Source organism: Streptomyces sp. NPDC041968, assembly GCF_055589025.1.
The window spans coordinates 127,304-139,315 of the sequence record NZ_JBVJCB010000010.1; the positions used below are offsets into that span (position 1 = coordinate 127,304).

General features: G+C 70.1%; 12 protein-coding genes and 1 pseudogene. 9 read left to right on the forward strand and 4 right to left on the reverse strand.

What is annotated here, in order from left to right:
* The first annotated feature begins 98 nt into the window (after window positions 1-98).
* From ACZ6EG_RS24345 to ACZ6EG_RS24355, 3 genes and pseudogenes are all read left to right on the forward strand, one after another.
* Window positions 99-1,830 (forward strand): annotated as a pseudogene (locus ACZ6EG_RS24345) (FAD-binding protein).
* Between the two features lie 120 nt (window positions 1,831-1,950).
* The gene (locus ACZ6EG_RS24350) at window positions 1,951-2,697 is read left to right on the forward strand and encodes an SDR family oxidoreductase (protein ID WP_391969221.1); all 747 of its coding nucleotides are present in this window, start codon (window positions 1,951-1,953) and stop codon (window positions 2,695-2,697) included.
* Window positions 2,698-2,803: 106 nt separating this feature from the next.
* Window positions 2,804-3,400 (forward strand): YceI family protein, encoded by a 597-nt coding sequence (locus tag ACZ6EG_RS24355; protein ID WP_391969483.1) that lies wholly within the window; start codon window positions 2,804-2,806, stop codon window positions 3,398-3,400.
* 99 nt (window positions 3,401-3,499) lie between these two features.
* Here the strand turns inward: ACZ6EG_RS24355 and ACZ6EG_RS24360 are convergent, their stop codons facing one another.
* Window positions 3,500-3,784: a WhiB family transcriptional regulator gene (locus ACZ6EG_RS24360; RefSeq protein WP_391969222.1), complete on the reverse strand. Its 285-nt coding sequence runs from the start codon at window positions 3,782-3,784 to the stop codon at window positions 3,500-3,502.
* A 381-nt stretch (window positions 3,785-4,165) separates the two neighbouring features.
* On the opposite strand from ACZ6EG_RS24360, the gene ACZ6EG_RS24365 reads away from it, so the two are divergent.
* Window positions 4,166-5,092, forward strand: coding sequence for a sigma-70 family RNA polymerase sigma factor (locus ACZ6EG_RS24365; RefSeq protein ID WP_391969223.1), 927 nt, complete (start codon window positions 4,166-4,168; stop codon window positions 5,090-5,092).
* A gap of 54 nt (window positions 5,093-5,146) precedes the next feature.
* On the opposite strand, the gene ACZ6EG_RS24370 is transcribed toward ACZ6EG_RS24365, so the two are convergent.
* Complete coding sequence (locus ACZ6EG_RS24370; protein WP_391969224.1) at window positions 5,147-6,031, reverse strand: sigma-70 family RNA polymerase sigma factor family protein; 885 nt, start codon at window positions 6,029-6,031, stop codon at window positions 5,147-5,149.
* A 282-nt stretch (window positions 6,032-6,313) separates the two neighbouring features.
* Between ACZ6EG_RS24370 and ACZ6EG_RS24375 the strand changes: the two genes are divergently transcribed.
* From ACZ6EG_RS24375 to ACZ6EG_RS24385, 3 genes are all read left to right on the forward strand, one after another.
* Complete coding sequence (locus tag ACZ6EG_RS24375; protein ID WP_356822920.1) at window positions 6,314-6,751, forward strand: cupin domain-containing protein; 438 nt, start codon at window positions 6,314-6,316, stop codon at window positions 6,749-6,751.
* 103 nt (window positions 6,752-6,854) lie between these two features.
* A complete protein-coding gene (locus ACZ6EG_RS24380) occupies window positions 6,855-7,106 on the forward strand; it encodes a hypothetical protein (RefSeq protein WP_469607533.1) in 252 nt (83 codons plus the stop codon).
* Window positions 7,107-7,298: 192 nt separating this feature from the next.
* On the forward strand, window positions 7,299-7,847 hold the full coding sequence (locus tag ACZ6EG_RS24385) for a hypothetical protein (RefSeq protein ID WP_469607536.1): 549 nt from the start codon (window positions 7,299-7,301) through the stop codon (window positions 7,845-7,847).
* Window positions 7,848-7,881: 34 nt separating this feature from the next.
* Here ACZ6EG_RS24385 and ACZ6EG_RS24390 read toward each other — a convergent pair whose 3' ends face one another.
* Together ACZ6EG_RS24390 and ACZ6EG_RS24395 are read right to left on the reverse strand one after the other, a co-directional pair.
* Entirely contained in the window at window positions 7,882-9,237 is a 1,356-nt protein-coding gene (locus ACZ6EG_RS24390; RefSeq protein WP_469607539.1) for an NAD(P)/FAD-dependent oxidoreductase, read from the reverse strand.
* 95 nt (window positions 9,238-9,332) lie between these two features.
* On the reverse strand, window positions 9,333-10,067 hold the full coding sequence (locus ACZ6EG_RS24395; RefSeq protein WP_391969228.1) for an alpha/beta fold hydrolase: 735 nt from the start codon (window positions 10,065-10,067) through the stop codon (window positions 9,333-9,335).
* A 215-nt stretch (window positions 10,068-10,282) separates the two neighbouring features.
* On the opposite strand from ACZ6EG_RS24395, the gene ACZ6EG_RS24400 reads away from it, so the two are divergent.
* Window positions 10,283-11,179, forward strand: a complete 897-nt coding sequence (locus ACZ6EG_RS24400) for a sigma-70 family RNA polymerase sigma factor family protein (RefSeq protein ID WP_469607542.1) — start codon at window positions 10,283-10,285, stop codon at window positions 11,177-11,179.
* Window positions 11,180-11,363: 184 nt separating this feature from the next.
* On the forward strand, window positions 11,364-11,798 hold the full coding sequence (locus ACZ6EG_RS24405) for a hypothetical protein (protein ID WP_391969230.1): 435 nt from the start codon (window positions 11,364-11,366) through the stop codon (window positions 11,796-11,798).
* Window positions 11,799-12,012: the final 214 nt, after the last annotated feature.

The following is a 12,012-nucleotide window of genomic DNA, read 5'->3' on the forward strand; positions in this document are numbered from 1 at the left end:
GAAGCCCGGCACGTTGTGACACGCACGCGCTGCCGATGTCACAAACCGCCGCCCGACGTGGTCCTGGTCAGTGACCGCCCAGAGCGACGGGAGCAAGCGTGCCTCTCACCGAACAACGTCTTTCCACCACGGTGCTGGTGATCGGTACCGGCGGTTTCGGCCTGCGGGCGGCGATCGAGCTGGCCGAGCCCGGCGTCGACGTCATCGCCGTCGGCAAGCGTCCCAAGGAGGACACTCACACGTCCCTGGCCGCCGGCGGCATCAACGCGGCCCAGGCCACGATGGACCCCGAGGACTCCTGGCAGCAGCACGCCGCGGACACCCTCAAGGAGAGCCACCTCCTCGGCGACCCCCGTACGGCGGAGATCGTCACCCGGGGCGCGGCGCTGGGCATCGACGACCTGGAGCGGTACGGCATGGCCTTCGCCCGCGAAGGGGAGGGCCGCATCTCGCAGCGCTTCTTCGGCGCCCACAAGTTCCGCCGTACCGCCTTCGCCGGCGACTACACCGGCCTGGAGATCCAGGGCACCCCCATCCGGCGCGCGGTCCAGCTGGACATACCGGTACTCGACAGCGTCTACATCACGCGTCTGCTGGTCCACGACGGTGCCGTCTTCGGGGCCTACGGCTTCGACCTGCCCAACGGCACCCGCCATCTCATCCACGCGGACGCCGTGATCCTCGCCGCCGGCGGGCACACACGCATCTGGCGGCGCACCTCGTCGCGCCGGGACGAGAACACCGGCGACTCCTTCGGCCTGGCCGTCGAGGCCGGGGCCCGCCTGCGCGACCCCGAGCTGGTGCAGCTCCACCCCTCCGGCATCATCGAACCGGAGAACGCCTCGGGCACCCTGGTCGGCGAGGCCGCCCGCGGTGAGGGCGGCATCCTGCGCAACGCCCTCGGCGAGCGGTACATGAACCGCTACGACCCCGAGCGCATGGAACTGTTCACACGTGACCGGGTGGCCCTCGCCTCGTACACCGAGATCAAGGGGGGCCGGGGCACCGCGAACGGCGGGGTCTGGCTCGACGTCTCCCACCTGCCCCGCCAGACGATCATGAGCCGGCTGCCCCGGGTCTACCAGACGCTCCTCGACCTGCAGATGCTCGACATCACCCGTGAACCCATCGAGGTGGCCCCGACGGCCCACTACTCGATGGGCGGCGTCTGGGTCCGTCCCGAGGACCACAGCACCGACGTCCGCGGTCTGTACGCCAGCGGCAGGGCCGCCAGCGGTCTGCACGGCGCCAACCGCCTCGGCGGCAACAGCCTGATCGAACTCCTCGTCTACGGCCGTATCACCGGCCAGGCCGCGGCGGCCTACTCGGAGTCCCTCACCGCGCAGCCCCGTTCCGCGACTGCCGTGGCCGAGGCGCGCGCCGAGGTCGACGAGTTGCTGGCCGCGGACGGCCCCGAGAACGTCCGGGCGCTCGAGCGCGCGATCCGCAACACCATGACGGAGTACGCCGGTGTCGTCCGACGAACAGGGTCTGCGCACCGGCCTGGCGGAGCTGGACGCCGTCGAGAAGCGCATGCAGAACGTCGGCGTCCATCCCGACATCGCCGGTTTCCAGGACCTGGCCGCCCACGCCTTCGACCTCAAGTCGGCCGCCCTTGAGGCCCGCGCCACCCTCGAAGCGGCACGGGAACGCCGGGAGACCCGTGGTTGTCACAACCGCAGCGACTTCCCCGACATGGACCCCGCCTTCCGCGTGACCCTGGTCTGGTCTCCGACGACCGGAATCGCCCACGAGCACATTCCCGACGTCCCGGACGAGATCGCTTCTCCCATGGCGGACGTGTCCACCGAGGGAAAGCTCGTCGAGTAACGGTCTTCCGATCATCGGAAAAGCCAGAACATCGAAAAGGCGTTCGCCTTGTCACAGAACGAGTGAGCATTCGGTCTTGTCTGATGCAGGCGGCAACACACATCACGAAAGGAATTCCACATGAAGGTCGTAGTCATCGGCGGTACCGGACTGATCGGTTCCAAGCTGGTCGCCAAGCTCAACGAGCACGGTCACGAGGCGGTGCCGGCCGCTCCCAACACCGGGGTCAACACGCTCACGGGCGAGGGCCTGGCCGAGGTCCTGACCGGCGCCTCCGTTGTGATCGACGTCTCCAACTCGCCCTCCTTCGAGGACGACGCCGTCATGGAGTTCTTCCGCACCTCCACCGCCAACCTCCTCAAGGCGGAGGCGAACGCCGGTGTGACCCACCACGTGGCGCTCTCCGTGGTCGGCACGGACCGGCTCCAGGACAGCGGCTACTTCCGCGCCAAGCAGGCGCAGGAGGGTCTGATCAAGGACTCGGGCATCCCGTACTCGATCGTGCACGCCACGCAGTTCTTCGAGTTCATGAAGGGCATCGCCGAGGCGGCGACCGACGGCGACACCGTCCGGCTGGCCCCGGTCAAGATCCGGCCCATCTTCTCGGACGACGTGGCCGCCGCCGTCGGCCGTACCGCGGTCGGCACCCCCGTGGGCGGGGTGGTCGAGGTCGCCGGCCCCGAGGAGTTCCAGCTCGACGTGCTGATCCGCAAGGGACTGGCCGCCAAGAAGGACCCGCGCCAGGTCGTGGCCGACGTGCACGCCCCGTACTTCGGCGCGGAGCTGCAGGAGACCACGCTGCTCCCCGGTCCCGACGCGCACATCGCCGAGACCCGGTTCGCCGACTGGCTCGCGCAGCAGAGCTGAGCCGTCGGGTGGCGGGTCCCGTGAGGAGGCCCGCACCCACCACAGGGGCCTGTCGTCCGCACCGCGGCGCGGCAGGCCTCTCTCGTCACAGAAAGCCAACCCCATGCTGATCCAAAGCGACAAAGCCACTTCCCCGACCCTCGGCGCGCACCCGGCCGTTACCGGTGCCTACACCGTCGACCCGGTCCACAGCACGATCGGCTTCTCCGTCCGGCACGCCATGATCACCAATGTGCGCGGCCGGTTCGACCGCTTCGAAGGCCTTCTCGTACTCGACGGCTCGGACCCGTCCCGTTCCAAGGCATACGTGAGTGTCCAGACCGACAGCATGGACACGGGCGTGGCGGACCGCGACGCCCACCTGGCGGGACCCGACTTCTTCGACTCCGCGACGTTTCCCCTGATGACCTTCCACTCCACCGGCATCACCCCGCGCGGCGACGACGAGTTCCGCCTCACGGGGAGCCTGCGCATCAAGGACATCGAACTGCCCCTGGACATCGACGTCGTCTTCGGCGGGGCCGGTGACGACGCCTTCGGCAACCACCGAGTCGGCTTCGCGGGCTCTGCCACGCTGCGGCGTTCGGACTGGGGGCTGGCCTGGAACACACCGCTCGACATGGGGGGTGTGCTCATCAGCGACAAGGTGACGCTGACCCTGGACATCTCGGCCATACGGACACAGCAGGAGGCCGCGGCCTGACGGGACACCGATGCGGGTGGGCGGTGGTGGTCCCGGCTGTGGTCCATCCCCGCCCACCCGCATCGGTGTCCGGCCGCCGCCCGCGCGTCGTCCGGCCGCTCAGGCGGCGCTCTCCGTCGCGCGCGACGCGCGCACCGCACCCACCGCGCGCGCAGCACGCCGTCGCAGGGCACGGCGCTCCCCTTCCGTGGTGCCTCCCCAGATCCCCTCGACCGGCCCGACCTCGACGGCCCACGCCAGACACTGCCGGGTGACGGGGCAATGGCGGCAGACCGCCTTCGCCTCGTCCGTCTGTATCGCCGCCGGCCCACTGTTGAGACCGCCGATCGGGAAGAAGAGATCGGGGTCCTCGGTCAGGCAGAAGCCCCTTACACGCCAGTCCATGAATTGTCTCCTGTCTGAGAAACGGATACCGGTTCGGGGAGGGTGACTCGTCGAACGAAGGCAATGCGGGAATAATTCGGGTTGCGCAGCGTCGCTTTCACTGGAAGACCGGGCGGTCGGTGCGAATGTGACATCCCGCCGTGTCGCGTGTCCGCGCGGCGAGACCGCCTCCGGGCACGGCCGTGCGCCGGTCCGCGAGATCCGCGGAAAAAGCCCGCGCAAAGGTGTAACGAAACGTCGGCACCGCCGGTCGTTCGGGGCGAAGGTGAGCACCGCGCCCCGCCGATCCCCCAGTACGCCGGGCCGGCGCTCCGGCGGTCATGACGAAGAGTCGCCCGACCGCCTCCGCACACACCGGCAACAGAAACGGAGACCGGGATCATGCATCCAGAGGCGAGCCCCGTGGAAGGCGACCTGAGCGAGGCCGTTTCCGTCTTCGTCGAACTCCGGCCCCGCCTCTTCGGCATCGCCTACCGCGTGCTGGGCAGCGCGGCGGAGGCCGAGGACGTCGTCCAGGAAGTGTGGTTGCGTTGGCAGCGGACCGACCGCACCCTCGTGATCAGCCCCGTGGCGTTCCTGTCGAGCACCACCACCCGGCTGGCCATCAACGTGGCCCAGTCCGCCCGCGTCCGCCGCGAGACCTACATCGGTCCGTGGCTGCCGGAGCCCGTCGACACCAGCAACGACCCGGAGGTCGGTGCCGAGCGGGCGGAGGCACTGGAACTCGCCCTGCTCCTGGTGCTGCAGAAGCTCTCCCCGACCGAACGCGCCGCCTACGTCCTGCGGGAGGCCTTCGACTACGCCTACCCCGACATCGCGCGCATCCTGGCTCTCAGCCCCGTCAACGTCCGCAAGATCGTGAGCCGGGCCCGCAAACACCTCACCGAAGAGCATCGGGACAGCGTCGAGGCCGACGAGCACCGGACGCTGCTCCAGACGTTCGTCGCCGCCGCCCGGCAGGGTGACGTCGCCGGCCTGGAGGCACTGCTCACCCCGAACGCGGTCAGTCTGTCCGACGGCAACGGAATCCGGGGAGCGGCGCGGGTGCCCGTCCTGGGCCGTGCCCGCGTGGCGAACCTGTCCACCGCGCACCCGCGGTTCTGGCCCACGGTCGAGGCCGAACCGGTCGAGGCCAACGGACGCGGCGGCATCCTGATCCACCGGGACGGCCGGCCCGCCACCTTCATGACGGTCGCGGCCACGTCCCGTGGCGTTCACCAGGTGATGTGGGTCTTCAACCCGGCCAAGATCGCCGCTTTCCTGAACTCCCGCACCCGTCACCGCTCCGCGCCCGCCCTCTGCGTCTGAGCGGGCCACTGAGCGGGCCACTGACGCGGTATGTCAGGCGCGGAACGGCGCAGGTCAGGCGCGGGGGCGGTTCCAGGAGCGCAACTTGTCGGGATTGAGGACGACCCAGACCTGTACGACGCGTGAGCCGGCCAGGTCGAGGCAGACCACGGCGGCGACCTGGCCGTCGTAGCGCGCGACGAGACCCGTGCGCCCGTTGACGGGACGGGCGTGCAGGGTGGTGCGCGGTTGCCGGGCCAGCAGGGTCAGGAGACTGCGGGCCACCCGTGGGCCGCCGACGACGGGCCGTGTCAGTGCGCGGACCTTGCCTCCGCCGTCGTAGTACGCGACGGCGTCGGGGTCCAGCAGGGTGGCCAGGCGGTCCGCGTCCTCGTCGGCGCACGCCTGCCGTACGGCGTCGACCAGTTCGTCCTCGACGCGCGGTGGCGTGGGGCGTGCGGCCCTGGCCCGGAGGCTGTGCTGGGCCCTGTCCAACAGTTCGGTGTCCGCCGGTCCCAGCCGGTCCCGGCCTGCCGTTCCCACGGTGCTCACGGGGTCCCCGGCCGCGCTGCCGAAAGCGTCGTCGAGTACGACAGCCGCTCGCTCGGCGGGGGTGAGCGCGTCCAACGCCCCGGCCCACAACGCGCCGAGATCGTCCTCCAGAGCCGGGGCGGACGCTCCACGGCTGCCCACGCCCGCGGGATCCGGTGCGCCCCGGTCGCGATCGGACAGGGCCAGCCGTGCCAGGGAGATGCTGCCCACGGTCCGGGTCAGCCAGGCCCGCGGCGCGCCTATGCGGTCCCGCTGGTCCTCGGAGAGCGCGTACCACTCCCGGTACGCCTCGTCGGTGACGTGCTCGGCGACGATGTCACTGCCCAGCATCCGGTGCGCGACGTCCAGCAGGTGCCGCCGCTCGTCGAGCAGCTCCCCGATCGGCATGGTGTCAACCACTGGCTCCATACCGTCTCCTCCTCCTGAACGACCGTCCTTGTGACGACTCGTGCTCCTGCATGCGTCTCCGCATCGCGAACATCGCCACGTTACCCGCGGCACCTGGACGGTCGCATCCACGTCCCTGAGCGCGGGAAATCTCCTTCCCACGCAACAAAACACACCTTTGTGCGGTCTCACTGTCTGACGTTGCATCCGAGGCAATACAGCGTGTTGTGTCGGACGGGCCGTCCATGCGGTGCTGCTACCCGTGGCGGCCTCTCGCATACCCGTTTTCCGGAAGGAATCAGCATGTCCCACATGTTGCGTGCCGCAGCCGCAGGAACCTGCGTCATAGGGCTCTCGCTGGCCGCCCCGGGGGTCGCCCAGGCGACACCCGGTGGTCCCGGTGTCAGCGGCAGGATCCTGGCGCAGCACACCATCGGCGACAAGGACTACGTCCTTCGTGAGATCACCATCCCCTCCGGCCAGGCGACGGGGTGGCACTACCACGACGGCACCCTGTACGCCTACGTCAAGCAGGGGACGTTGAGCCACTTCGACGCGACCTGTGCATCCGACGGCGTGTACAAGAAGGGCAGCTTCCTGAAGGAGCCGTCGGGCGCGGACCATGTGCATCTCGGGGAGAACCGGGGCACGACGGACGTTGTCCTGGAGGTCCTCTACGTCCTGCCGCACGGCGCCCCCTTCTCCCAGGACGCCCCTGACCCCGGCTGCACACCGCAGTAACGCGCGGGCCTCGCCCCTGGACTGTCACAGCGCTCGTCACTGTCCGGTCAATGCGATGTCGACGGTTCACGGGCCGGCGGCACGAGCTGAGGAAGGACGAGGGATGTCCCGAAGCACTGACCGGCAGACCGATCCCGCGGCCGCCACCGCGTCACTGGCTGCGGAGGCCGCCCTGCTCGAAGGGCGGTTGAGCCTGCTCCGAGAGGCGATCGACTCGGTGGACGCACGCATCGACTCGGTCTCCGAGACCCTACGGCGACTGCAGCGCCCGGTGACCGGGCCCACCGACGGCGAGGCGCCCGAGGGACAGGAGAGCGGCGCCGGGCTCGACCGCTCGAAGCGGGGCCGCTCCTGACGGAGCGGACCAGCGGGTCCGGTGGCGTCTCGCGACGGACGCCGTGGTCGACGCGCCACCGGCCCGCCGCGCTCGCCGCCCGACGTGGGCCGTCTGCCGGCGAGGCGGGTATCCTGCCCCGGGTGCCGGGCCGAGTGACGGAGCCCGCATCAGGCGCCCCGCCGGAACAAGGGGTGAGAACGAGAGGAACGCATGGTCTCCGTGCCCCCCAAGGCTCGCAATATCGAGATCACCGCCGAGGGCCTCCAGGAGGATCTGGCGCGGCTGGAGATCCAGAAGCAGGCACTGGAGCGGGAACTGGCCGCGGTCACCGCTCACCACGGCTCCGTGCAGCGGGCCCTCGGTGCCCTGCAAGCCCTCATGCCCGGGTCCGTTTCCTCGTCCGCGGCGGCCCGTCCGGCGGACGTGGTCGTGGAGGTGCCGGCGACGCCGGCTCCCGCACCCGTGCCGCCCGCGGACGAGGTGGAGGACGGTGCCGGTGACGGGGAGCGTGCGGACGACGGCTCCGGCCCCGGTGACGCCGACGGCTCGAAGTCGTACGGCAAGCTGACCGAACAGATCCTGGCCTACTTCGCGGAAGCCGGGAACACCGACGTCCGTGCCAGGGATGTGGCGTCCGCTCTGGGCCGCGACACCGACAGCGGCAGCATCAACGCCGTCCGGAGCACGCTCGACCGTCTGGTGGGCCAGTCCCGTGTCCGCCGGGTGGGCCGCGGTCTGTACCGCGCGGCCAAGCACTGAGCCGCCCTGTCGTGTCCTCGGGGTCTACGGGACCTCATCCGGCGACGGCGTCCGCGTCGGCGGACTTCTCGCTCCGCCATGGGTCACCGCTGGAGACGAAGGCCTCCCTCGGGTGCTGGAGCGAGGCGAGGGAGATGACGTCGCGGCCGAAGAACGCCGCGGTCACCCAGACGGCGAACACCCGCGCCTTGCGCTCCCAGCTCGGTACGGCCAGTACGCGGTAGCCGCGGTGCATCAGCCAGGCCGGGAATCCTTTGATCACCAGCCGCCGGTACTGGAAGATGCCACGGCCCAGCCCGAGGGTGGCCACCACGCCGAGACTGTGGTGCACATAGTCCTTGGTGGGCCGGCCGCGCAGTGACGCCAGGATGTTCTTCGCCAGCCGCTTGCCCTGACGGACGGCGTGCTGGGCGTTGGGCACCGTGCGGGCGTCCGGCCGGCCGGCGGCGAGATCGGGCACGGAGGCGTCGTCTCCGGCCGCCCATACGTCCGCCACGACCTCGCTCTCCGTCCCGACTCGGAGATCCGCGCGCACCATCAGCAGACCTCGTGCGTCGGCGGGGAGGTCGGTGTGGTTGTGCACGATCGGGTTGGCGGCGTTGCCCGCCGTCCACACAAGCAGCTCCGAGTCGTACTCCGATCCGTCCGACAGCACCACGCGGCCGTCCTTCGCGGAGACGAGCTGGGTGTTCAGATGCACCCGCGCACCCCGCTTCTCCAGCGAGCGCACCACCCACTCCCCCGGCCGGTCGGTGACCTCGGGCAGGATGCGCCCCCGTGCCTCGACCAGGTGGAAGGCGAGTTCCTCCGCCCCGATCTCGGGATAGTGCTTGAGCAACGCGGATGCCAGGCTCAGCAGTTCACCGAAACCCTCGACCCCGGAGAAGCCACCACCGACGACGGTGGCGGTGAGCAGCCGACGGCGCTCGGGCCCGCGGGGCAGGGTCGCCGCGCGGTCGAAGGAGGTGAGCAGCCGGTCGCGGATCGCCACGGCCTCCTCGACGTGCTTGAGCCCGTACGCCTGGTCGCTCAGGCCCGGGATCGGGAAGGTGCGGGTAACAGCTCCCGCGGTCATCACCAGGATGTCGTAGTGGAGGTCGAACTCCGGCCCGGACGGCGGTCGGACCGTCACCGTGTGCACGCTGTTGCGGATCTCGGTGACCGAACCCGCGATCAGGCGGGTGCGATGCAGGTGCCGCCGGAGCGAGACAGCGGCATGACGGGCCTCCACCGACCCGGCGACCACCTCGGGCAGGAACGGCTGGTACGTCATGTAGGGGCGCGGGTCGACGACGGTGACCCGTGCCTCGTCCCGCCGCAGCTTCTTCTCCAGGCCCCACGCGGTGTAGAAGCCCGCGTAACCGCCGCCCACGATCAGGATCTCACGCACGGTGTCCTCTGTTTCTCTTGGTTTCACCCTTCAAGACCGGTCGGCACCGCCCCGTGTGACAGCACCGGGCCCGGCCCTGGCGTCCCCTTCTGCCCCTAGGCGGCGGCGTGCGCGCTCCAGTGCTTCTCCAGGATCTCCGCGACCTCCGCCGGGCGCTGGAGCACCGTCCAGTGGTTGCAGTCCATCTCGACCACCTCACTGGAGTACAGGGAGTCACCCAGCCTGCGCCCGAACTCGATCTGGCAGGCGGGGTCCCGCGCTCCCCAGAAGACGACGCACGGCGCGGACACCGCGGACAGCCCCGGCTGCCACTCCGCTCCCACGGTGAGCGCCGACCTGTACAGCCTGAGCACCGCGTCCTTCATCGGCTCGTCCACGCGGCTCGCCATCTCCCTGGCCAGGTGGAGGGGTACGTCGAACCCGGCAGCCACCTCCTCCGCGAAGGGCTCCGCACGCAGTTCGGCCATGTACCGGTCGCCCTGGACCCGGTCCTGCCAGATCCTGGCCAGCGGATGCCAGACGTACCCGGCGTCAACCGGCCCGTTGCCTCCGGCCCAGGTACGGACGAGGTCGGGGCGCAGGGAGGCGACGCGGAGGGTGAGAATGCATCCCCAGTCGTGCCCGACCAGGTCCACCGGCTCACCGACCCGCTCCAGTCGCCGGACGAGCCAGTCCACGTACTCCTCCTTGGTGGAACCGAAGCCGGCGGGGCGCTCGGCGCCGAAGCCGGGCAGATCCCAGGCTTCGACGTCGGACCTGGTCAGATGACGGCGCACACCGTCCCACACATGGTGGGTGTCGGGAACGCCGTGGATCAGGATCGCGGGCATGGTGGACCCTTTCGTCGGGGGGGACGAGGTCGCGTGCGGTCGGCGACACCTCATGGTGTCACACGGTTGCACTCCCCCTTCGTCTCCGTCGCCCCTCCGCCTCCGTCGCAGTCTCCTGTTGTCACATGATCCGCGCTTGCGCGGTCTGCACTGTCAAGGCACGGCCAGCCGACCGCGGTGGTGGCGATGTGGTGCCGGTGGAGGAAGGACACCTCATGGGTGGGACCGGTGACACGACACCGCTCGCGGAGCTGCTGGACGAGCGGCAGCATCTGATCGACGTCGCTCGCTGGATGCTCGGCGCCGGGCCGACGGCCGAAGAAGCCGTCACCGAGACCTACCGGCGGTGGTACGGCCTGACCGACGACGAGCGGGCGGGCATCAGCGATCCCCGTGTCTGGCTGACCAAGAGCACGGGCACCATCTGTCTGGCGCGTCTGTCCGCGCCCGGACGCGAACTCCCGGGCCCGGGCGAGGTGGACGCCGGCATCGAGCCCGACCCGGACCTGTCGGAGGAGGTCAGCGACGTCCTGCTCAGCGCCCTGGGCTCCCTCTCCCCGGCCGAACGGGCGGCTTTCGTGCTCAACGACGTCTTCGCCATGCCCCCTCGGACGGTCGCCGACATCGTCGGGCGGTCCCCGCACGAGTGCGCCGAGCTGGCCGAGAGCGCCCGCCGCAGCCTGCGTGCCGACCTCGCGCATCCCACCTCGTCGCACCAGCACGACAGGATCGTCCGCGCCGTCCGGGAAGCCTGCGTGCTCAACGACGCGAGGCATCTGGTGTCCCTGCTGTCTCGGCACGCCGTCGCGTTCTTCGACGGCGGAGGCAAGATCCGTGCTCTGACCAGGCCGGTGCACGGCGACCAGCACGTCGCCCGGGCCCTCCTCACGCTCCTCGCCCCCCGCCCCCGCACCGTCCTCCACCTCCAGGCGGCCAACGGCCGCACCGCGATCGTCGTGCGCCACCACGACCAGGTCGCCGCCGTCATCAGCTTCGACATCACCGACCAGCGCGTCACACACGTCTGGGCCGTCCTGAACCCCGACAAACTGCGCGGGTGGAACCGCCTCCACCCGCCCGCCGACGGACACGGAGCGGTCCGGCACGTCTGAGGAGGCTGCCGGAAGGTGCCACCGGCCGGGACTCGGTGCCCAGGGTGCGCTCACCCGTTGCGCTTTCCACGTGTCAGTGGCAACAATTGTCAGATGGGGTTCCACCGAGTCACCACCACATCTTCATCACGATGGCAATGGGGTCCATCCGGCGACGACGTTCCAGCACTCCTTGAAGGACAACATGGTTCCGGCCTCTCGCTCGACACGCGACATCGAAGTCACGGCTGAGAACCTCCAGGCCGATCTCAGCCGTCTGGAGCTGCAGAGGCGGGCGCTGGAGAGGGAGCTGGCTGCCGTCGTCGCTCATCTCGACACCGTTCAACGGGCCCTGGGGGCTCTGGAGGTCGTGATGGCGTCCTCCGCGGCGGCAACGGCCTCCGAGGGCGCCACCCGGCCGAGAGCCGGCACGGAACGCACGTACGGCAGGCTGACCGAACAGATCATGGAGTACTTCGCGCAGGTCGGCGACGCCGACGTGCGCGCCCGGGACGTGGCGGTGGCATTGGGCAGGGCCACCGACAGCGGCAGCATCAACGCCGTGCGCAGCACGCTCGACCGTCTCGTCGGCACCTCGCGTGTCCGGCGCAGCGGTCGGGGCCTCTACCGCGCCGGATGATCCCGGGCAGTCCCCTCCGGCCCACGAGAGTGGCCCCACCAGGCTCCAAGTGGCAGGGGAGCGTTCCCGGCGCCGTGTGTGGGTTGTCCAACCCAACGCCGCGAACACTGTGACGAGTCTACCGCACTTCCACACGCTTTGAAGACAACGTCGTGCCCTTCTCCGTCGTCCCTCATGACAGTGTGAGGGCGAGTGACTCACCGGCTGGACGAGA